Annotated in this window: 20 protein-coding genes and 1 riboswitch; of the genes, 11 read left to right on the top strand and 9 right to left on the bottom strand. The window is 32.0% G+C overall.

Going from position 1 to position 22,019, the window contains the following annotated elements; all coding sequences use genetic code 11:
* The first annotated feature begins 138 nt into the window (after positions 1 to 138).
* Positions 139 to 314, top strand: a riboswitch (Lysine riboswitch).
* Between the two features lie 77 nt (positions 315 to 391).
* The 8 genes from NR218_RS10355 (at position 392) to lysA (ending at position 8,608) form a co-directional block, all read left to right on the top strand.
* Positions 392 to 1,597: an aspartate kinase gene (locus NR218_RS10355; protein ID WP_170999967.1), complete on the top strand. Its 1,206-nt coding sequence runs from the start codon at positions 392 to 394 to the stop codon at positions 1,595 to 1,597.
* A 59-nt stretch (positions 1,598 to 1,656) separates the two neighbouring features.
* Positions 1,657 to 2,646, top strand: a complete 990-nt coding sequence (locus NR218_RS10350) for an aspartate-semialdehyde dehydrogenase (RefSeq protein ID WP_017174705.1) — start codon at positions 1,657 to 1,659, stop codon at positions 2,644 to 2,646.
* A 1-nt stretch (position 2,647) separates the two neighbouring features.
* Positions 2,648 to 3,529, top strand: a complete 882-nt coding sequence (gene dapA / locus NR218_RS10345) for a 4-hydroxy-tetrahydrodipicolinate synthase (RefSeq protein ID WP_017174706.1) — start codon at positions 2,648 to 2,650, stop codon at positions 3,527 to 3,529.
* A 2-nt stretch (positions 3,530 to 3,531) separates the two neighbouring features.
* Positions 3,532 to 4,257, top strand: coding sequence for a 4-hydroxy-tetrahydrodipicolinate reductase (gene dapB / locus NR218_RS10340; RefSeq protein ID WP_017174707.1), 726 nt, complete (start codon positions 3,532 to 3,534; stop codon positions 4,255 to 4,257).
* 24 nt (positions 4,258 to 4,281) lie between these two features.
* Positions 4,282 to 5,001 (top strand): 2,3,4,5-tetrahydropyridine-2,6-dicarboxylate N-acetyltransferase, encoded by a 720-nt coding sequence (gene dapD / locus NR218_RS10335; RefSeq protein WP_019835540.1) that lies wholly within the window; start codon positions 4,282 to 4,284, stop codon positions 4,999 to 5,001.
* 108 nt (positions 5,002 to 5,109) lie between these two features.
* Entirely contained in the window at positions 5,110 to 6,261 is a 1,152-nt protein-coding gene (locus NR218_RS10330) for an amidohydrolase (RefSeq protein ID WP_019835541.1), read from the top strand.
* Positions 6,262 to 6,267: 6 nt separating this feature from the next.
* Positions 6,268 to 7,341, top strand: coding sequence for an alanine racemase (locus NR218_RS10325; RefSeq protein ID WP_017174710.1), 1,074 nt, complete (start codon positions 6,268 to 6,270; stop codon positions 7,339 to 7,341).
* 1 nt (position 7,342) lies between these two features.
* Entirely contained in the window at positions 7,343 to 8,608 is a 1,266-nt protein-coding gene (gene lysA, locus NR218_RS10320) for a diaminopimelate decarboxylase (RefSeq protein ID WP_019835542.1), read from the top strand.
* 185 nt (positions 8,609 to 8,793) lie between these two features.
* Here lysA and cspA read toward each other — a convergent pair whose 3' ends face one another.
* Positions 8,794 to 8,994: a cold shock protein CspA gene (gene cspA, locus NR218_RS10315; RefSeq protein ID WP_001831260.1), complete on the bottom strand. Its 201-nt coding sequence runs from the start codon at positions 8,992 to 8,994 to the stop codon at positions 8,794 to 8,796.
* 205 nt (positions 8,995 to 9,199) lie between these two features.
* A complete protein-coding gene (gene msaA / locus NR218_RS10310; RefSeq protein WP_017176340.1) occupies positions 9,200 to 9,508 on the bottom strand; it encodes a regulatory protein MsaA in 309 nt (102 codons plus the stop codon).
* A gap of 167 nt (positions 9,509 to 9,675) precedes the next feature.
* Here msaA and NR218_RS10305 point away from each other — a divergent pair, with 167 nt between their 5' ends.
* The 3 genes from NR218_RS10305 to NR218_RS10295 are packed head-to-tail and all read left to right on the top strand — an operon-like array spanning position 9,676 to position 11,767.
* Positions 9,676 to 9,948, top strand: a complete 273-nt coding sequence (locus NR218_RS10305; RefSeq protein ID WP_265883375.1) for an acylphosphatase — start codon at positions 9,676 to 9,678, stop codon at positions 9,946 to 9,948.
* Between the two features lie 17 nt (positions 9,949 to 9,965).
* Positions 9,966 to 10,592, top strand: coding sequence for a 5-bromo-4-chloroindolyl phosphate hydrolysis family protein (locus NR218_RS10300; protein WP_017176338.1), 627 nt, complete (start codon positions 9,966 to 9,968; stop codon positions 10,590 to 10,592).
* 35 nt (positions 10,593 to 10,627) lie between these two features.
* On the top strand, positions 10,628 to 11,767 hold the full coding sequence (locus NR218_RS10295) for a toxic anion resistance protein (RefSeq protein WP_048762438.1): 1,140 nt from the start codon (positions 10,628 to 10,630) through the stop codon (positions 11,765 to 11,767).
* A 56-nt stretch (positions 11,768 to 11,823) separates the two neighbouring features.
* Here the strand turns inward: NR218_RS10295 and brnQ3 are convergent, their stop codons facing one another.
* From brnQ3 to NR218_RS10260, 7 genes are all read right to left on the bottom strand, one after another.
* A complete protein-coding gene (brnQ3, locus tag NR218_RS10290; RefSeq protein WP_002449883.1) occupies positions 11,824 to 13,167 on the bottom strand; it encodes a branched-chain amino acid-like transporter carrier protein BrnQ3 in 1,344 nt (447 codons plus the stop codon).
* A 129-nt stretch (positions 13,168 to 13,296) separates the two neighbouring features.
* Positions 13,297 to 15,186: a vWA domain-containing protein gene (locus tag NR218_RS10285; RefSeq protein WP_145436008.1), complete on the bottom strand. Its 1,890-nt coding sequence runs from the start codon at positions 15,184 to 15,186 to the stop codon at positions 13,297 to 13,299.
* A 12-nt stretch (positions 15,187 to 15,198) separates the two neighbouring features.
* Positions 15,199 to 15,990: an ATP-binding protein gene (locus tag NR218_RS10280; protein WP_002488526.1), complete on the bottom strand. Its 792-nt coding sequence runs from the start codon at positions 15,988 to 15,990 to the stop codon at positions 15,199 to 15,201.
* 118 nt (positions 15,991 to 16,108) lie between these two features.
* Positions 16,109 to 16,312 carry a DUF6501 family protein gene (locus tag NR218_RS10275; RefSeq protein ID WP_025987180.1) on the bottom strand — a complete coding sequence of 68 codons (204 nt, stop codon included), beginning with the start codon at positions 16,310 to 16,312 and terminating at the stop codon, positions 16,109 to 16,111.
* Between the two features lie 34 nt (positions 16,313 to 16,346).
* Positions 16,347 to 17,156, bottom strand: coding sequence for a VOC family protein (locus NR218_RS10270; protein WP_145436010.1), 810 nt, complete (start codon positions 17,154 to 17,156; stop codon positions 16,347 to 16,349).
* Between the two features lie 595 nt (positions 17,157 to 17,751).
* Entirely contained in the window at positions 17,752 to 19,059 is a 1,308-nt protein-coding gene (gene odhB, locus NR218_RS10265) for a 2-oxoglutarate dehydrogenase complex dihydrolipoyllysine-residue succinyltransferase (protein WP_002449702.1), read from the bottom strand.
* An 11-nt stretch (positions 19,060 to 19,070) separates the two neighbouring features.
* Positions 19,071 to 21,878 (bottom strand): 2-oxoglutarate dehydrogenase E1 component, encoded by a 2,808-nt coding sequence (locus NR218_RS10260; protein WP_232132909.1) that lies wholly within the window; start codon positions 21,876 to 21,878, stop codon positions 19,071 to 19,073.
* Between the last annotated feature and the right edge of the window lie 141 nt (positions 21,879 to 22,019).

Below are 22,019 nucleotides of genomic sequence, written 5' to 3'. Positions count from 1 at the left end.
CAAATTACTTATTATTACTATCTCTTTTCTTTAACAGTAATATTACTTTAATAATTTTCAGTTTATTTCAAAAAATCACAAAAATCGGTTTACAGTTAAAAGGTGCTTATGTATAATTAAAAACATAGTAATTGAATAAGAAATTGATGAGGCGCATCAATCATTAGTATATATTAGAATACTGTCTGCCACGGCTAATATAGAAAGGGTGCGATGCCGAAACGAATTGCAACCGCAGTAAGCGTTCGTTGGACTTTGTGGTTAAGAGCTGAGAGTTTGTCATTATTATTTAATAATGGAGTGCATCACTTGTATATAAATTACGAGCAAGTTCGCACATTCCGAACTTGCTCTTTTTTATGACGTGTGCCCCTAAATTCTAGGAGGTAAAATCTTGAAACGACGTGTTTTGAAGTTCGGTGGTTCATCTGTCGCCGATTTTACAAAGATAAAAAATATTGCAGAAATGCTTAAACGCCGTGTAGATGACGGTGAACAACTTATTGTTGTCGTAAGTGCTATGGGCAAAACAACAGATCAATTAATGGAAAATGTTTCCCATCTTACAACAACACCAAAAGATGAAGAACTTGCTCTATTATTAACAACTGGTGAACAACAAACAGTTTCTTATTTGTCGATGGTATTAAATGATATTGGCGTAAGTGCTAGAGCTATGACTGGATATCAAGCAGGTATCAAAACAGTAGGTCATCATTTAAAAAGTCGAATTGCAGAAATTAATCCTGAAACATTTAACAAGGAATTTAAAGACAAGGATGTTTTAGTTGTAGCAGGTTTCCAAGGAGTGAACGACGAATTAGAGTTAACTACGCTTGGTCGTGGTGGTTCAGATACGACTGCTGTTGCATTAGCAGCTAGTAATCAAATCCCTTGTGAAATTTACACTGATGTTGATGGCGTTTATGCTACTGATCCAAGAATTTTGAGTGAGGCAAAACGTTTAGATTATGTGTCTTATGAAGAAATGATGGAAATGAGCGCTTTAGGTGCCGGTGTGTTAGAAACAAGAAGTGTAGAACTTGCTAAAAATTATGATATCCCCTTGTATTTAGGTAGAACGTTATCAAATGTGAAAGGAACATGGATTATGCCAAGAACAGAAATATTAGAAAAAAAAGCCGTAACTGGAGTTGCATTAGATACACATATGATGCATGTAACAATTAGTTACCCTCTTCCAGATAATCGCCTTCTAACTCAATTATTTACTGCTTTAGATGAAGGTTCAGTTAATGTGGATATGATTTCTCAAATCGTAAATGTTGAAGGTTTACAACTATCTTTTTCTATTAAAGATAGTGATGTACAACAAATTTCAAGTATCTTAGAGGAACTTTCTACAACATTTGATGCTTTAGATTATAAAATTAATGAAGCTTACGTCAAAATTTCGTTAATTGGTTCAGGAATGCGTGATATGTCTGGTGTAGCTTCAAAAGCATTTATTACGTTAATTAATTCTAATATTCCATTTTATCAAACAACAACTTCTGAAATTAGTATTTCTTATGTTATTGATGCAGAAAATGGAAATAAAGCGGTTGAAGTTCTATACGATGCTTTTGATATTTAAACTTAAGTTAAAATAAGTAATTCAAAATTCAATTAATATTTAAATGGAGTGATTCTTTTATGACAAGATTAGCAGTAGTTGGAGCAACAGGATTAGTCGGAACAAAAATGTTAGAAACAATTGATCGTAAACATATCCAATTTGATGAGTTGGTATTATTCTCATCAGCAAGATCAGCAGGTAAAGAAATTGAGTTTCAAGGGAAAACATATACAGTTCAAGAACTTACAGAAGAAGCAGCAAGTGAAAAATTTGATTACGTGCTAATGAGTGCAGGTGGCGGAACAAGTAAACAATTTGCCCCTATTTTCGAAAAAGCTGGAGCAATTGTTATTGATAATTCAAGTCAATGGCGTATGACAAACGATGTGGATTTAATTGTACCAGAAGTTAACCAACCAGAATTTAAACGTGGTATCATTGCTAATCCTAACTGCTCAACAATTCAGTCGGTCGTGCCACTTAAAGTTTTATACGATGCTTTTGGATTAAAACGTGTAGCTTATACAACATATCAAGCAGTTTCGGGTTCAGGGGTTAAAGGTAAGAGAGACTTAGCTGAAGGTGCGAATGGTAAAGCTCCAGAAGCTTATCCACATCCTATTTATAATAATGTTTTACCACATATTGATGTTTTTTTAGAAGATGGATATACAAAAGAAGAGCAAAAAATGATTGATGAAACACGAAAAATTTTAGGACAACCTGACTTACGTGTGACTGCAACATGTGCACGTGTACCTGTTCAAGATAGTCATAGCGTAGAAATTGATGTTACTCTTGATAAAGAGGCAACAGTTCAAGAAATTAAAGATTTATTTGAAAACGATAATCGTGTTGTTTTAGTAGACAATCCTGAAAATAATGAATATCCTTTAGCTATTAATTCAACAGGTAAAGATGAAGTGTTTGTAGGTAGAATTCGTCGTGATGACTCACTTGATAATACTTTCCATGTTTGGTGTACTTCAGATAACCTACTTAAAGGTGCAGCTTTAAATGCAGTTCAAGTGTTAGAACAAGTCATTAAATTAAAAGGAGCTAGATAATATGGCACATATTTTTGAAGGTGTAGGTGTAGCGCTTGCTACTCCATTTACTAATAATGAAGTTGACTATAAAGCATTAGAACGACATGTTCAATTTTTACTTGATAATAATGTTAAAGCAATTATTGTAAACGGCACTACAGCAGAGAGCCCTACTTTAACAGAAGAAGAGAAAGAAAAAGTACTTCAAGCGGTGATTAAACAAGTTAATCATCAAGTGGCTATTATCGCTGGAACTGGTACAAATAATACAGCTAAATCTATTCAAGCTTCATTACGTGCTAAAGAATTAGGTGTAGATGGTATTATGTTAATCACACCTTACTATAATAAAACGAATCAACGTGGCTTAATTAAACATTTTGAAACCATCGCGAATGAAGTTAAGTTACCTGTTGTTTTATATAATGTACCTTCAAGAACGAATATGACAATTGATCCTGAAACAGTCGAAACATTAAGTCATAATGATTACATTGTAGCTATTAAAGATGCTACAAATGACTTTAACTATTACGAAGAAGTGAAAAAACGTATTCATCAAGATGAATTTGCTTTTTACAGTGGTAATGATGATAATGTCGTAGAATTCTATAATCGTGGAGGTAATGGCGTAATTTCTGTCATTGCTAACGTTATTCCGAAAGAATTTCAAGCACTTTATGATGCTAAACAAAATGGGAAAGAAATTGAGAAAGACTTTGAACCGATAGGTCAATTGTTAGATGCACTTTCAGTTGATGTCAACCCTATTCCAATTAAAGCTCTAACAAGTCATTTAGGATTTGGAAATTATGAATTAAGATTACCTTTATTACCACTAGAGAAAGAAAAAGCAAATGTATTAGTGAATGCTTATAAAGCATTTAAAACGGAGGAATAAAAATGAAAATTTTACTCATTGGATATGGCACAATGAATCAACGCGTTGCCAGATTAGCAGAAGAAAAAGGTCATGAGATTGTTGGTACAATTGAGCCAGAAGAACATCAACATTCACCATATAAAGCTTATCATCATATTGCAGACGCACAAAATGAAGCCGATGTAGCGATCGACTTCTCTAATCCTAATCTATTATTACCTTTATTAGATGAAGAGTTTGAATTACCTTTAGTGATTGCTACTACTGGTGAAAAAGAAAAACTGATTCAAAAATTAGAACAATTAAGCGAACGTATGCCTGTTTTCTTCAGTGCAAATATGAGTTATGGCGTCCATGCATTAACTAAAATTCTAGAAGCAGCTGTTCCCCTTTTACAAGATTATGATATTGAGTTAACTGAAGCTCATCATAATAAAAAAGTGGATGCGCCAAGTGGCACACTCGTCAAACTTTATGATGTTATTAAAGAATTACGTGAAAATGTAACGCCTGTTTACGATCGACATGAGCGAACTGAAAAACGTGAAAAAGATGAAGTCGGTATTCATTCAGTTCGTGGCGGTACAATTGTAGGCGAACATGATGTTTTATTTGCTGGCACAGATGAAACAATTACCATTTCTCATAAAGCGCAATCTAAGGACATTTTTGCAAATGGCGCAATTACAGCTGCTGAAAAATTAAACACAAAATCAAATGGTTTCTATACATTTGACAACTTATAAAATAACTTAAGGAGACTCTAAACTATGGTACAACACTTATCTGCACAAGAAATTATTCAATATATTAGTGATGCTAAAAAATCAACACCATTAAAAGTATACGTAAATGGACAATTCAATGACGTCACTTTTCCTAATACATTTAAAGTATTCGGATCTGATGATTCAAAAGTAATATTTTGTGAAGCGGATGATTGGAAAACATTTTATGAAACCAATCAATCATATATTACTGACTTAGAAATTGAAATGGACCGTCGTAATTCTGCTATTCCTTTAAAAGACTTAACTAATACAAATGCACGTATTGAACCAGGTTCATTCATTCGTGAACAAGCTATTATCGAAGACGGTGCCGTTGTGATGATGGGAGCAACAATCAATATTGGCGCTGTTGTAGGTGAAGGTACTATGATTGATATGAATGCAACATTAGGTGGTCGTGCGACAACAGGTAAAAATGTTCATGTAGGTGCCGGTGCAGTATTAGCGGGCGTTATTGAGCCACCTAGTGCTTCTCCAGTAGTAATCGAAGATAATGTATTAATTGGCGCAAACGCAGTTATTCTAGAAGGTGTAAGAGTTGGCGAAGGCGCTATTGTAGCTGCTGGTGCTATCGTGACTCAAGATGTTCCTGCTGGTGCGGTTGTAGCTGGTACACCTGCTAAAGTCATTAAACAAACATCTGAAGTTCAAGACTCTAAACGAGAAATCGTTGCAGCGTTAAGAAAATTAAATGATTAATGACAAACTTGAATAATTGAATGCTAAAGGCTGGGACAACATGTTCTCAGCCTTTACGATTAAATGAATACATAAGTTGAATAATAAATGAATAAAGGATTGATTAAGATGAGCGAATTAGAATTTGTCACACAACATAGAAGACATTTACATCAACATCCAGAATTAAGTCTTCATGAATTTGAGACAACTCAATATATTACTCGATTTTTAGATGAATTAAATGTATCTTACGAGCAACCTCTTGAAACGGGTGCTATTGCATATTTAGAAGGTAATAGTGACCATACAATTGCATTTCGGGCAGACATTGATGCCCTACCCATTTTTGAAGAAAATAATGTCGATTATCGTAGTCAAACAGATAATGTGATGCATGCTTGTGGTCACGATGGTCATACAACAGCATTGATGTTATTTGTTAAACGATGTAAGGCGATGGCTGATCAACATCAATTACCTCATAATGTCGTGTTTATCTTCCAACCAGCTGAAGAAACAGGCGGTGGCGCAAATCGCTTAATTAAAGCCGGTGCTTTTAATCAATATCCTATTGAAGCAGTATTTGGCATTCATGTAAATCCTTTCGCTGACGAAGGACAAGTCGTGATACGCGATGAAGAAATTACAGCAAGTGCCACTGAATATCGTTTTTTCTTAAAAGGATTATCTAGTCATGTAGCTGATAAAGAGCAAGGTCATTCATGTGGCGAAGCACTGATTCATGTTTTAAATCAAGTTGGTCAAATACAGCAATATCATTTAAATGGACTAAAACGTAATATTGTTCATATGGGCCACTTTAATGCAGGTGAAGCAATTAATACGGTTCCTAGTAATGGTTATTTAGAAGGAACTATTCGTACTTATGATGCCACTGATTTAAATATCGTGAAAAATCAAATGAATAAAATTGCAAAAAGTGTGAAATTATTATTCAATGTTGATTGTGAAGTCAAATTTGAAGAAGGATATCCTGCTACAATGAATAGTCCTAAACTACGTCATATCGTTGAACAATCTATTCTATCTGCTAATTTAAAAGTTATTGAAAAGCCTCTGCCATTTTTATTCGGCGAAGACTTTAGTTTTTATGGCCAACAATTAGCACCGTCTTACTTTGCTTTTGTAGGAACTCGAAATGAAGATAAAGGCTTTATCACAGGCTTACATACATCGCATTTAAATTTTGACGAAAAAGTGCTTATTGATGTTGCCAATTACTATGAACAAATATTGAACCATTATGGAAAGGAGTAAATTAAATTGACAGCAGTTTGGTCAGTTGATTCAAAAATCTTTTTAAGAAATGCAACTAAAGTAAAGAATAATCAATCAATAATGGCAGTTGTAAAAAATAATGCTTATCATTATGGATTAGAGTTTGCAGTAAGAACATTTTTAGAAGCAGGTATCCATACATTTAGTACGACTTCCTTAAAAGAAGCAGTGAGAGTTCGTAAACTTGCACCTCATGCTACAATTTTTTTAATGAATGCAGTTTATGACTTTGATACAGTTCGAAATAATAATATTCAAATGACGCTTCCCTCTTTAGAATATTATTATCAGTACAAAAGTGAATTAAAAGATATTAATGTTCACTTAGAATTTGAAAATTTACTCCATCGTTCAGGTTTCAAAAATCTTGATGAAATTAAAGAAGTACTTCATCATCATGAAAATGATAATGGAAGTGAAATGAATATCGTTGGCCTATGGACACATTTTGGATATGCAGATGAATTTGATGTTCCAGAATATGGGATTGAACGTGAAGCATGGTTAAACGTCGTTAATACATTATTAAATGAAGGATACCAATTTGAACTTATCCATGCGCAAAATAGTGCGAGTTATTATCGTGAAGGACAACAACTTCTTCCCTATCATACACATGCACGTGTAGGTATCGCTTTATATGGTTCAAGACCATATAGCAAATTAGATGAACATGAGATTGAACAAGCCTTAACCGTAAAAGGAAATGTAATTCAAGTTCGTGAAGTAAATAAAGGTGATTATTGTGGTTATAGTTTTGCATTTGAAGCAACGCATGATCATACACATCTTGCAGTTGTTGATATTGGCTATGGTGATGGTATTTTAAAAAAACGTGCAACACACGAAGCATTAATTAATGGCAAACGTTACCCTATTCGAGCATTAATGATGAGTCATATGTTTGTTGAAGTCGATGATGATGTTCATGCACAAGATGAAGTGATACTATATAATAATGATATACGCATTGATGAATACACATTCAAAGGTGTTGGCGCTAATTCAGAACAACTTAGTGCGATGAATCACGATTCTCTTATAAAGGAGTTTAGATAAAATGTCAGTTAAATATAATGATTACGGTGAATTAACAATGGCGGGTACAAGTTTGAAAACACTAGCTCAAAGTTTTGGTACGCCTACCATTGTTTATGATGAAGATGAAATTCGCAATCAAATGCGTCGATTTCATAATGCTTTTCAAAAAAGTGGATTAAAATACAATATTTCATATGCTTCTAAAGCCTTTACTTGCATTCAAATGGTAAAGTTAGTTCAAGAAGAAAACTTACAATTAGATGTCGTATCTGAAGGCGAACTTTATACAGCATTAGAGGCTAAATTTGATCCTAGTCGCATCCACTTCCATGGCAATAATAAAACGAAACGTGAAATACAATATGCTTTAGAAAGTGGCGTTGGTTACTTTGTTATTGATTCTTTAGAAGAAATTGAATTAATCAATCGCTATGCAAGTGATAGAGTTAATGTTGTCATTCGTGTGAATCCTGGCGTAGAGGCGCATACCCATGAATTTATTCAAACTGGTCAAGAAGATAGTAAATTTGGTCTTTCAATTCGACATGGTCTTGCAATTCAAGCAGTTGAAAAAGTCAAAGCATCAAAACATCTTCATTTAAAAGGAATACATTTCCATGTAGGATCACAAATTGAGGGTACTGAAGCTATGATTGAAACAGCTAAAATTGTTTTAAATTGGCTTAACGAGCATCATATCCAAGTTGAATTACTTAACTTAGGTGGCGGTTTTGGTATTAAATATGTCGAAGGTGATGTAAGCTTCCCTATTGAAGAAGGTATTGCTGAAATTACAGATGCGATTAAATCTGAATCAGAAAAATTAAACTACGACGTTCCTGAAATTGGTATTGAACCAGGACGTTCAATTGTTGGCGAAGCGGGTATTACGTTATATGAAGTTGGAACAATTAAAGACATTCCTGAAGTAAATAAATATGTTTCTATTGATGGTGGTATGAGTGATCATATTAGAACTGCTTTATATGGAGCCAAATATCAAGCATTACTTGTAAATCGTCATGAGAAGGCAGACGAAACGGTAACTATTGCCGGAAAATTATGTGAATCTGGAGATATTATTATCCGAGATGCTATGTTACCTTCTTCTGTAAAACGTGGAGATTATTTAGCCATTTTATCTACTGGCGCATACCATTACTCTATGGCATCTAATTATAATCAAATGCAAAAACCACCTGTTTTCTTCTTAAAAGATGGAAAAGCACGTGAAGTTATCAAACGTCAATCATTACGTCAATTAATAATTAATGATACAAAATAAAATAACGAGAAAGTTTATATTTACCCGTTCAAGTTGCACCATAATAAAGAAGCCAGTAAAAGAGTTTTTAAAAACTCTTTTACTGGCTATTTTTTTTGAGATTTATGTCCCAGCCTCATTTATATATAAAAAACACCCTACATCTTGGTAAGGTGTTACTAAAGTCAATTTTTGCAATCTATAAATTATAGTTTAACAACGTTTGCAGCTTGAGGACCGCGATCGCCTTCAACTACTTCAAACTCAACTGATTGACCTTCTTCTAATGATTTATAACCTTCTTGGTTAATTGCTGAGAAGTGTACGAATACGTCGTTTTCTCCTTCAACTTCGATGAAGCCAAAACCTTTTTCAGCGTTAAACCATTTAACTGTACCTTGTTTCATAATTGTGAAACCTCCAAGACTAAAATTCATTCAATATGCATTATTCGCATATTACAAAAAATACGTGTTATAAATATGTATAAATAACAAAATGCTATCAATCAATATTACAGATATTCTTTGCAATATGGAATAAAACTATTGCTTGATAACTATTATATGTTAGTTTGAACTAAATTGCAATACAATTATAGAAAATTCTCTTTTAATTAATTTTTGGTAGATTATAATAAACTTCTTTATTATTTAAAACAATAAAACTATAAAATATTTGTAAATCTTCATCACAATCTTCACAAAAATTTAAATCACAATTATTATAAAATGCATAAATATTATATTTCCCAATAACATAATTATTATAATATTTTTTACTTTTTTTAATAATTGATTGATAATCTTCTAACATTTCTTCATAGTTACTATAATGATGTTGTTCTACGATTTTTTCTGTCCAGTCGCTAAATAACCACCATCCCTCGTAGTCTGCACGAATCTTTGCAACTGTCCACATGACTAAGTCCCCTCTCAAATTAAAACTCTAATAAATATTGTAACTTTTTTTTAGACGAATTCAAGCTTAAAGACTCCGTTCTTTTAATTGAGATAAAGATGATATGTATATTAATTATTAGTTTTTTGTAGGAAAAATACGTATAATATAATGTAGAGGTGATAATGATGCAACATAAACATATACAAGTATTTGGAACTGTCCAAGGTGTAGGGTTCCGTCATCATACTGAATTAATTGCAAAAAAACTTGATATATTTGGTACTGTTCAAAATGTTGAGGATTATGTAGATATATATGCTCAAGGTGACGAGGAAAAAATAAAATTATTTATTAATAAAGTGATTGCTGGTGCTTCTCCTGCATCTTCAGTTTCTGATTATAGTATTGAAGATTTAGACGTAACAAATAGATACTCAGAATTTAAAACGATTTATTAAATAAAGGAAGATGAATATTGAGATATAACCTTTCTCGGCTTCTGGGTGTTTTAGTAGGAATTCCAATAGCTATTATCTCATGGGTGACAAGTGTATTTGGATTTGATTTATCCTTTATACTTGATGCCCTAATAGGTATTGGAATGTTTTTTGTATCTTATTTTCCTACTCAAAGATTGACATCCAAAAAATATTTAAATGAAATTGGATTATCACGTAGAGACTATCGTTTTGTTAATCAACAACTCAATCAATCACATAATAAAATTCGTAATATTTTAAAATCATATATTAATATCAGATCGATTAAAGATTTTCGTCAAATTAATGATATTTATAAAATTTCTAAGTCTATTCATTTTGCTGTTAAACAGAGACCTTCATCATTTTTCAAAGTAGAAAGTTTCTTTTATTCGCATATAGATAATGCACTAAATTTAATTGATGCATATACCCGTTTATCTAAAATGCCAAAAAAATCTGCTGAAGAAAAGCAAAAATTAGAGCAAACACGTATTACTTTAGATGAGGTGAAACGTACACTTATTGCAGATTTAAAAAGACTTAATGAAGATGATTATGAGCGTTTAGATATTGAAATGGAACTTAATCGGTTACAACACAAGCGATATAAAAAATACTAATTTAAAGTTAAGATAAGAATGGAGAGAATTTTTAAATGAATCAAAAAGACCAATTTATTAACTCACATCCATTAGATGATTATATAGATCATCAAACGCATGATGTTTCAACTCAAAATGTTAAGCAAGACTTTGAACAACAATTTAACGAACAAGATTTAAAAAAAATTGATTCAATTAGTCAACAAATCAAACCACTAGATAGTGAAGGCCTATTATCTTTTGGGACACATCTACAACAGAACATGTCTCAATTTTCACATCAAATGTTAGATGAAGTTCAATCGAAAGATGTGGGTCCTATTGGTGATACTTTAAATCAATTAATGTCTAAGTTAAGAGAAGTTAATCCTGATGACTTGAATCAAGACAATCAATCTAAACTTAAACGTTTATTTAGACGAACAAAAGCTTCAATAAATGAAGTATTTTCTAGAATGCAATCTGTAAGTTCACAAGTTGATAGAATCACCATTCAATTGGATAAGCATAAAGGAAATTTAACTAAAGACATTCAGTTACTCGATCATCTTTATGAACAAAATAAAGTATATTTTGAGGATGTTTCTCTATACATTGCTGCTGCACAGCGTAAAAAACAAGAAATAAATGCTAATGAATTGCCTAAATTGCGTCAACATGCAGAACAATCTGGTAATCAAATGGATATTCAAAGTGTCGCTGATATGGAGCAATTTGTTGATCGATTAGATAAAAAAATTTATGACTTACAATTATCACGTCAAATTGCAATTCAAACAGCGCCGCAAATTCGTATGATTCAAAATGTGAATCAAGCATTAGCTGAAAAAATTCAAAGTTCTATTCTCACAAGTATTCCTTTATGGAAAAATCAGATGGCTATTGCTCTCACTTTAATGAGACAAAAAAATGCAGTAACAGCTCAGCGTGCAGTTACTGATACCACAAATGACTTGCTTACTCGAAATGCAGCCATGTTAAAACAAAATGCAATTGAAACGGCTACTGAAAATGAACGTGGTATCGTAGATATTGAAACGCTTAAAGCGACTCAAAATGACATCATTGAAACGATTGAACAAACACTGCAAATTCAATATAATGGACGTCAAAAACGTCAACAAGCTGAAAGAGAATTATCACAACTCGAGAATGAGTTAAAAGAACATTTACTTACTATGAAAAAAGAATAGATAAAATTAAAACACCGATTGCTCTCATTTAAAGAAGTAACCGGTGTTTAGTATATCTATTCCTTTTGATAAACAATATACGATTGATTTATAAACTTAGATACGATATACCCTATTATGATTGAAATGATAGCTATAGGTAACCATTCTAAAGAATATTGCTTAAGAGGTAAATGATTTATAACATTTAATTTTATTAAACCTAACGTATTTATTGTACTTACAATTGAAACAAGACTAACAATGATAATAGGTATTTGTTGCGCAATAGGTTTAGTTGGAATAAAACGCGCAAGTAAGATTAAAATAATCATAGTAATAGCTACAGGATAAATAATACTTAATACAGGAACAGACATGTTTATAACAGAATTTAATCCTAAATTAGCCAATATAAAACTGATAATTGTAAAACCTATAACATATACCTTATAACTAATTTTTGGAAATATACTATTAAAGTATTGACTCACAGATACAATAAGTCCACAAGCTGTAGTTAAACAAGCTAAAGCAACAATGATACCTAGTAAGTATTTGCCTAGAACACCAAAGCCATTTGTAGCCATTGTAGTAAGTAAATAAGTTCCTATATTTTGATTTTTAGCCATTAGAGTTGTAATCGTATTTTGACTTATTCCCATATGATTACCAATATACCCTAAAGAAACATATATAAAAATTAATGCTAAGGCGGCAATAAACCCAGCTATAACTGTTTGTTTAAATATTTGATTGGTGTGTTTAACTCCTGTTGCTTTAATGGCATTAACCACAATCATTGAAAATGCAATTGCTGCAATTGCATCCATTGTTAAATACCCTTCAATAAAGCCATGGGAAAAACTTTCTATATTTGAAGAATATGTTTCTGGATTTCCATGAGATGAACCGTGTCCCTTATAGTCTACAAATCCTTTAATGATCATAGCCAAAATTGTAATTAATAATAAAGGAGTTAATAAAGATCCAATTCGATCTACTATTTTACCGGGATTAATACATAAATATAAAACAATAATAAAATAAATAAGTGTAAAAATGAATAAAGACATATTACTATTTGAATGAGTAATGGGTGTAATAGTCATTTCAAAAGACGTAGATGCAGTACGTGGTATAGCAAATAGAGGTCCAATGGTTAAATAAATAATAATTAGAAAGACAACTGAAAATCTCGGTGACAGTTTATTAAAGGCGCCAATATATCCTTGTTTATCAAGTGCCCCAACGACTACTCCGAGTAATGGTAAGCCTATTCCAGTTAAACAAAAAGCTAAAATTGCTGGCCAGAAATAGGCACCACTTTCTTGTCCTAAATTAGGAGGAAAAATTAGATTACCTGCGCCAAAAAACATAGCAAATAGCGTAAAGCCGATAATCCAAGTATGTTTATTCATAGACTTGCTCCTTTTTATGTATATGTTTGCAATATTTAACATTCTAGCACAAAAAGAATTTACAAGTCTATGTATGTCACAAAAATTTGAATATTATAAATCAATATACAGTTTAATTATTGATTATGATTAAAAAGATTTTAATAACAATTTTTTTAGCAATGGTGATAAGTGACTCGGTAAATTTTCAACACCTTCTACAAATAATGCAAATTGTCCATAAATATTATGAATGGTTTCTTCAATATCTTCAGTAATAGGATCTTGGCTTAAAAAGACATTAAATACTTCGATTCCAAATTTACGTGCCATTTCCACAGCTTCATACGTATCTAAAATGCCGTCTTGAGCATAGTTATATGCTGAAGGTTCCCCATCTGAAAAGATAATTAAGAAACGTTGTTGATGACTTCTTCTTAATAAACGTTCACTTGCAATTCGTATAGCTACGCCATCTCTATTATCATCTTGAGGATGTAATGACATAATGCGTGGTCCACTTTTTTCCATGATGGAGCGATCGTAATGAACGATTTCATCAATGATATTAGGTTGTTTTCGATCATCAGAGTCAAAAGCATCTTCATTAAAAGCAAGTATCTCATGTTTAACGTTGAGTGCTTTTAATGTTTCATGAAATAATACGACGCCTTTAATCGTTTCTTCCATTTTATCGAACATACTAGCAGATACATCAATCAGTAATGTAAAAGTCGCATCGAATGTTTTACTAAGGTCTTGTTTTTTATAAAACAATTTATATTGATCATCAATAAACCAATTGGTTAAATCACGTTGAAGACGACCTTTAGTCAAATTATGACGTTCGTCCACGTGTTCTCTATCGATGGTTTTCTTTATAATCTGAATTAAATCTTTAGTTTCAAATTGTACTTCATTTTTAACTTGTTGGTAGCTTGAAATATACTCTGGCTCTATATCAGGCACTTTCCATTCTATTTCGACATTTTCATTAATACCACGTAAAGCAAATGATGGATTAGAACCTATAGAACCGCCTTCGTCACGATCAAGTGAATGATTAGAGCCACGTCCTTTTTTCGTCATCATATCTGTCATATCATCAGTTGAATCACCTTCACGTGCAGTATCGTTATCACTCATGACGTCACTATTTTCACTTTCATGTAATTCCATTTCAAGATAAGCGCCACCTTCAGATTTACTATCTTGAGCGTTTGTTTCAGCTTCGGCTGATGTAGTGTCAGTTTCTTGATTTGTATTATCTTGCCCATCAACGTTACTTGCATCCATACGTTTAATATCCTCATAAGACATTTCATGAATAGCTTCATATACTTTTCTAGGAAGATGATAATATTCATTTAACATATCATGTGATAACATTTCATCGATTTGGAACATGATACGTTGTGCAAGATACATATTATCTTCAGATGATTCATTTTGGAAAAAATCAGGTAAATATTGAAACATATGATTTAATATGTCATCTAATTGTGGATGTATCGTGGGTATATCAAAGAAGTTTTGACTTAAAAATGCTCGCTCTAAATATAAGAAAAGTAAATCTGTATATACCGTTTTTGTTTTATAGAATTTAATTTGTGATTCCGTATAAGATAATCGAGTTTTCACTCTTAAATCAATTTGTTTAGCAGTGCTAGGCCGATCCACTTTAATAAAATTAAAAACGCGCATATCTTCTAGCAATCTAAAGAGTTGATGATAAAATTTGGGATGGCTAAATTCATTGTCATGAAGGACTTCATTTACGATAGCTTCGTCCATCATTTTATAACCATATGCAGCGAGCATAACATCTGTTTTTAACCCTGCACTTTCAATATCTTTTGGACGATGAGACCAAAACCAACTTGTAATTAAAGTATTATTAATAGGATCATAATAAGGGAACTTTTGAATTTTTACTTTAGTTTGTTCGTTTTTCAGTAGTAAGCGCGCTAAATCTTGTAACATCATGACTTGCTTAGCATCTAGCTGCTCATCATTAAATTTTATAAAACGATCACTCATAATAATCCCTCTCTAAAAGTTTAGTTCGATTGCATTTCTGATGGCTTGCTGTTCGCGTTCATCTTCAAGTTTATCGATAATTGTACGCTTAATTGCTCTCTCTATTGGCATAACTGTAATTAAGTCACTTAAGTCAATTAACGCACGAATACTAGCTGCTTCTTCTGAAATTTGTCCTTGTTTTGACATTGTACGTAAGTCTTCATTAAATTTAATGATTTTTTTAATTATATCATCATCTTGAAGTTGGCTTTGTTGTTTAATGACATCTTTAAGAATGTCTCCTCCAATGTAATCAACTTGTATAACAATAAAGCGGTTTTTTAATGCTTCATTCATTGGTAATGTACCAACATAGCCTTCATTTATTGCAGCAATTACATTGAAACCAGGGGCTGCTTTAATTACTTCTCCAGTAAAAGGATTGGTTAACTGACGTCTATAGTCTAATACGCCATTTAAAATAGGTAATGTTTCAGGTTTAGCCATATTGATTTCATCAATATATAAGATATGACCTTCTCGCATGGCTTTTATAACTGGGCCGTCAATAAAAATAATTTCTTGTTGACCTTGTTCATTTGTTTTTATTGTTTTAAAACCTAATAAGCTCTCTGCGTCTAAATCAACAGAACAGTTAACTTGATGCATCGGCGTTTGGACCACTTCACTTAAAGTTTCAGCTAATCGTGTTTTACCAGAGCCTGTAGGGCCTTTTAATAAAATATTTTTATTTAAATTAAACAATGCTTTTGCATCATTGAATACAGATTGATCTGAATTGATATAATGATTATTTGGCATTTTAATATTCTCCTTTATAAGATGAAAAAATAGACCAAGAGCGTGTATAAATGTATAGATATTGGCACATCACTCTGAGTCTTAATTTAATCGTTATCTTTTTAGAAATTGAATGTATTTAAACTTCTTTAAAATAATCTTTGTAATAACCACCTACTAGACCAGAGTTATCAATGATTTGATAATATTCTTCAGTTTCATTGATGACATCATATTGTTTTCCAATAGTAAGCATATCTGATACTGTGAATTTTTTTGCATCAGTATTAACTACCATCACTTGTTTAATTGGTGTGCGTGATTTCCAATCTTCATGTAACATTCCCATTTTAAATCCTCCAATAAAATGATTTATATTAATTTTTTTCTAAAGTATATATGAAAGAGATGCCGCTACCTTCAGTAATGCGTAACGATTGAGCATCACCTTGGTTTAATATTTGATAAGGAATACCTATTTCATCCAGTTCTTTTTGTGCATGTTCAAAGTCTTCAGTTGAATTTGTACTGAATTCAATTTGTTCCACAATTCCTTCTTCTTTTAATTCAACTTGTTCATTAGATTGATATAAATGAATTTCTCCACCAAGTCCACCATCTCCGATTTTAAATACCTGGACAGTTTGATCAGGAAATTCAGTAGATTCATATTCAGCATAATGCGTTAAATTAAATACATTTTTAAAGATAGAAGTTGTAACCAATAATTCGTTTACTTTAATAATTACTGGTCCCAATCCTTGAATTTGATGAAGAGGATTAACAGCACTTTCAAATGTGGGTGTCCCTAATCCAACGCCAACATTTAATTCATTAGAATAGATATCAAAAATTTGATGATTATCATCTTTAAAATTAAAGTGCTGATTACCGTTTAATTCAGTGATTGAACTAAATTGAATATTATTTTTTTCTAATATTTGTTGGTATTCTTCTAAACCAGCATTCGATGGTGTTCTTAATCCCACGCTTGATATATGTACATTTCTATAATTAGGATTAGGAACTTCTACAAAGTGAAGTCTTGTACCAGGATTTAATTCAGCATCGCCAAAACGTAATGCCTGTCTTTTTGTTGCAACATTAAGACCTAAAATATTATTAAATAAATTCTGTGTTTTTGAGAGATCACTTGTTCCAATCGTAACACTTCTTAGTCCACTCATTCATCGACACTCCCATTTATATATCTTTTCTTAAACATTATAACGTATTTTATATATGAATAATATGTTGAAATCTTAAATAAGAGAGCTGTTTTTTATTATAAAATATACGTAAATAAAAACGTTATAATTAATTAAAGTATGTATAATAAATAAAATATTTATAAGATAATATATATATTATTCCCCTCCCCTGCCTTGTCTAATATAGATAGGGGAGGTATATCATAGGTTATTTTAACTGTATAAAAATGAAATTGACAAATTATATGAAGTTCGTTTTTAAATTAATGTAGCTTTAATGACTATTATTTTTTAATGAATTCGTTTGTAATATCCTTTAAAAATATTTGTTAATTTTTGTCCAACTACAGTGCTTAATTTATCATTTTTATATATGTTAGCCTCTGCTTTGGAAAAGTCATAAATAGATAATGAGGTATGCACTTCTCTGTTATTTTTTATATTCTCAATTTTTTTAATACTAATATAACTAAAACATAAAAAGAGTAGAATAAATTCATTATGAACTTATTCTACTCTTTATCAATTTATGATTAAGGTTTCAATATATTTAGCTCTTTAATAAACGAAATTAAGATTCTAATAATAAGTCTTCTGGGCTCTCGATAAGCTCTTTAATTGTTTTTAAGAATCCAACTGCTTCTTTGCCATCAATAATTCTATGGTCATAGCTTAATGCAATATACATCATTGGTCGGTTCTCGATTGTATCTTTATCAATAGCAATTGGACGAGTGATAATTGAATGCATACCTAAGATAGCAGCTTGATTACCATTAATAATTGGTGTACTCATCATAGAACCAAATACACCACCATTAGTGATGGTAAATGAACCATTTACCATATCATCTAATCCAAGTTTTTTATCACGTGCTTTTACTGCTAAATCTGCAATTGATTTTTCTAGTTCAGCAAAGTTTTTCTTATCACAATCTCTAACGAATGGTACTAATAATCCATCATCTGTTGAAACAGCAATACCAATATCATAGTATTGTTTAGTAATCATATCGTCTCCATCAATTTCAGCATTAACTTCTGGATATTTTTTGAGTGCTGCTACTGCTGCCTTAGTAAAGAATGACATAAATCCTAATTTAGTGCCGTCATGATCTTTAATAAATTGTTCTTTTTTACGTTTTCTTAATTCCATTACATTTGTCATATCAACTTCATTAAATGTTGTGAGCATTGCGGTATTATTAGATACTTCTAATAATTTTTTTGCAGCTGTTTTCTTTCTTCTAGACATTTTTTCACGGATCACTGGTTTATTAGGCGTATTAGCAGTTGATTTTTTAGATGTTTCTTGTTGTGAATTAGGTTGAGTATTTTGATTAGATTGACTTGGTTTTTGACTATTATCAACATCTTCTTTTCTTATCACATCGCTACCTTTTCCAGCTACTTCATTTAAATCAATACCATTTTTACGAGCATGACGACGTGCTGATGGTGTTGCATTCACTCTTTTATTATTGATTGATTCTGAGTCGTCATTTGAACTTGTATCGCTACCTTGTGCTTCAGTAGAAGTGCGTGGTGTTGAATAATTAGTTTCTGCAGAATCTGTTTTTGTGTTTTCATTTTCAGAATTTGAATCGTTATTTTGTGATTCGCTTGAACTACTTGTACTACCTTTACCTTCACCGACAATTGCAATAGCTTGGCCCACTTCTACAGTGTCGCCTTCAGATGCAAGTTGTTCTTGAAGTATACCATCTTCTTCAGATACAACTTCAACATTCACTTTGTCAGTTTCTAATTCAAGAATAGCTTCTCCTTTTTCAACATTATCCCCTATGTTTTTTAGCCACTCTGCAACTGTACCTTCTGTAATTGATTCTGCTAATTCTGGAACTTTTACCTCTGCCATTATATTTCCCCCTAGTTATTTTTGACACTATTTTCAATAATTTTATGTTGAACAAGTTTATGAATTTCTCCATCACCTTCGGCAGGTGCTGCACGTTGTATTCTACCCTGATAACTTAAATTAAATTGATGTCCAACAATAGATTTAAGATATGGGTAAACAAATAACCATGCGCCTTGGTTTTTAGGTTCTTCTTGAACCCAAGCAACAGATTCTAAATTTGGTAATTCTTCTAAAGCTTTTTTAATGTCCTCCTCTGGGAAAGGATATAATCTTTCCACAGCAATAAGTTGTATATTTTCATTAGGTTCTTTTGCTAATGTTTCTTTTAAATCAATAAACATTTTTCCAGAAGCTAAAATGACTTCTGTTACTTTAGCTTTTTGAGCATCTTCAACAATAATTGGTTTGAAACCGCCAGTTGTAAATTCACTAATTGGCTTAGCCACTGTTTTATTTCTTAGCAAACTCTTAGGTGACATCACAATTAATGGTCTCATCGCTTCAGTATTTAAACTTTTAGCTTGTGCACGTAATAAATGGAAGTAGTTACTAGAACTTGATAGATTGACCACTGTACTATTATTTTCAGCCGCCAGTTGTAAGAATCTTTCTAAACGTGCTGATGAATGTTCAGGACCTTGACCTTCAAAAGCGTGTGGTAAGAATAAAGTTAGACCACTACGCTCGCCCCATTTGGCTCTGGCAGATGACATAAAATTATCAAACATCATTTGTGCCATATTTGAAAAATCTCCATATTGAGCTTCCCAAATATTCATACTATTTTTATTTTCAACATTATATCCATATTCAAAGCCTACGACTGCAGCTTCTGATAATGGACTGTTATGCACTTCAAATGTTGCTTTTTGACTTGGTACATGGTGAAGCGGTGTATACGTATTGCCATTGTCTTCATCATGTAGTACAGCATGTCTGTGACTGAATGTACCACGTTCACTATCTTGACCTGTCAAACGAATTGATATGCCATCTTGAACAATTGTTGCAAAAGCTAATTGTTCTGCTTGAGCCCAATCAACTAGACCATTTTCATTTTCAAAAGGCTCTCTACGTTTTTCTAATACTTTATTTAATTTTCTAAATACATGGAAATCTTCAGGATAGTTTAACATTGCATCATTAATTTCTTTCAAATGTTCAAAGCTAAACTCTTTTTCATCACTTTGTAAAGGCAACTGAAGCGATTCTGGTTTATTCATTGCAGTACTATTCATTTTATCTGATTTATCAATTTTATCTTGAGCAGTACGCATTTCTTTTTGTACAGAATCAATCATTTCAGACATTTGTTCTTTCGTTAAAATACCTTCATCTACAAGTTTATTTCCATAAATCACTTCAACTGAATCATGCTTTCTAATATTGTGATATAATGTTGGATTTGTAATAGATGGTTCATCCATCTCATTATGTCCATATCGACGATAACCTACTAAATCAATGACAAAGTCTTTGTGGAATTCTTTTCTAAATTCCATAGCAATATCAATGGCTTCAATTGTCGCTTCTACATCATCTGCATTCACATGAAGAATAGGTACATCATAACCCTTAGCGATGTCTGATGAATACGTTGTAGAACGACCATCAATAGGTTCAGTTGTAAAACCAATTCGGTTATTTGTAATTATATGTAGTGCTCCGCCAGTTGAATAACCATCTAAATTACTTAAATTCATTGTTTCGAAATTGATACCTTGACCAGGATATGCAGCATCTCCATGAATAATAATTGGCATACCGTGATGAAAATCTGTAGTTGGTCCGCCCGTATGATGTGTATCATCTTGAGCAGCACGTGTTTTTCCTATAACTACAGGTGCTACAATTTCTAGGTGACTAGGATTGTTTGCTAAAGAAATACGTTGTTCAATACCATATGAAGAAGTAGTTTTTACGCCACCTAAGTGATATTTAACGTCTCCTGTCCAACCAGCAGTAAGTTTTAAACTGCCATCTTCAGGTAAGAATTTCATTGGATCCGTGTGCATAAATTCTGAAATCATCATTTCATAAGGTTTTTCTAATACATGTGTTAAAACATTGAGACGTCCCCTATGTGCCATTCCAATTTGAATATTCTGAATGTCCTCTTGAGCAGCACGCTTCAATGTATGTTGCAACATTGGCACTAATGTATCTACACCTTCAATTGAGAAACGTTTTGCTCCGACAAAGTTCTTATGTAGATATTTTTCAAAACCTTCAACATGAGCAAGTGTTTTAAATAAGTTGATTTTTTCATCACTATTAATAGTAGCTTTATAAGGTGTTTCAATACGACGTTTTAGCCAAGTACGTTCTTTATTATTGTTAATATGATTGTACTCAAACGCAATAGAGCCTTTATAACGCTTTTCCATACGCTTTAACGCTTCATAAGCATTATCGTATATATCACTAAAGTGATCTGATACGATACCAGATGAAATATTTTCTAATGTCTCTTTATCTAAATTAAAATCTTCAATTTCTAATTTTGGGACATGCGTTCTTTTAGGCGCATTTACAGGATAAATATCAGCCTTTAGATGACCATATTGTCTAATATTATCAATTAATCGCATGATACGTTTGATTGTGCTATCATCTGCTGAAGTACCACTCCCATCTGTGGTAGACTTAGCTTTAATTTGTGCTTCGCCATTTTTTATTGTACTAAAAAGCACTTGTAAATCATCTGAGACAGAAGTTGGGTCTTGAAGATAATCATCATATAAATCGAGCATAAGACCCAAATTTGCCCCAAAATTTACTGGAGCTTCCGTAACATCCCTTTTATCCTTTGCCATTTTATACCCTCCACAAAATAGTTAAACCGCTTACAAAACTATCATAGCACTATTTTGACTATTGATAAAGACTATTGACTGAATATTATGTAAAAAGAAAAAATTCAATAAAGATAAATTTTTTTAATTTTATATTAATAA

It is taken from the genome of Staphylococcus sp. SUC_1.2, from assembly GCF_026222585.1.
Note: the sequence above shows the minus strand (reverse complement) of the source record. Positions and strands in the feature narration are given on the sequence as shown.

Excerpts from the sequence above, each read along its gene's own strand:
- NR218_RS10350 (WP_017174705.1), top strand. The coding sequence starts at position 1,657 with ATGACAAGATTAGCAGTAGTTGGAGCAACAGGATTAGTCGGAACAAAA.
- dapA (WP_017174706.1), top strand. The coding sequence starts at position 2,648 with ATGGCACATATTTTTGAAGGTGTAGGTGTAGCGCTTGCTACTCCATTT.
- dapB (WP_017174707.1), top strand. The coding sequence starts at position 3,532 with ATGAAAATTTTACTCATTGGATATGGCACAATGAATCAACGCGTTGCC.
- dapD (WP_019835540.1), top strand. The coding sequence starts at position 4,282 with ATGGTACAACACTTATCTGCACAAGAAATTATTCAATATATTAGTGAT.
- NR218_RS10330 (WP_019835541.1), top strand. The coding sequence starts at position 5,110 with ATGAGCGAATTAGAATTTGTCACACAACATAGAAGACATTTACATCAA.
- lysA (WP_019835542.1), top strand. The coding sequence starts at position 7,343 with ATGTCAGTTAAATATAATGATTACGGTGAATTAACAATGGCGGGTACA.
- cspA (WP_001831260.1), bottom strand. The coding sequence starts at position 8,994 with ATGAAACAAGGTACAGTTAAATGGTTTAACGCTGAAAAAGGTTTTGGC.
- msaA (WP_017176340.1), bottom strand. The coding sequence starts at position 9,508 with ATGTGGACAGTTGCAAAGATTCGTGCAGACTACGAGGGATGGTGGTTA.
- NR218_RS10305 (WP_265883375.1), top strand. The coding sequence starts at position 9,676 with ATGCAACATAAACATATACAAGTATTTGGAACTGTCCAAGGTGTAGGG.
- NR218_RS10295 (WP_048762438.1), top strand. The coding sequence starts at position 10,628 with ATGAATCAAAAAGACCAATTTATTAACTCACATCCATTAGATGATTAT.
- brnQ3 (WP_002449883.1), bottom strand. The coding sequence starts at position 13,167 with ATGAATAAACATACTTGGATTATCGGCTTTACGCTATTTGCTATGTTT.
- NR218_RS10285 (WP_145436008.1), bottom strand. The coding sequence starts at position 15,186 with ATGAGTGATCGTTTTATAAAATTTAATGATGAGCAGCTAGATGCTAAG.
- NR218_RS10280 (WP_002488526.1), bottom strand. The coding sequence starts at position 15,990 with ATGCCAAATAATCATTATATCAATTCAGATCAATCTGTATTCAATGAT.
- NR218_RS10275 (WP_025987180.1), bottom strand. The coding sequence starts at position 16,312 with ATGTTACATGAAGATTGGAAATCACGCACACCAATTAAACAAGTGATG.
- NR218_RS10270 (WP_145436010.1), bottom strand. The coding sequence starts at position 17,156 with ATGAGTGGACTAAGAAGTGTTACGATTGGAACAAGTGATCTCTCAAAA.
- odhB (WP_002449702.1), bottom strand. The coding sequence starts at position 19,059 with ATGGCAGAGGTAAAAGTTCCAGAATTAGCAGAATCAATTACAGAAGGT.
- NR218_RS10260 (WP_232132909.1), bottom strand. The coding sequence starts at position 21,878 with ATGGCAAAGGATAAAAGGGATGTTACGGAAGCTCCAGTAAATTTTGGG.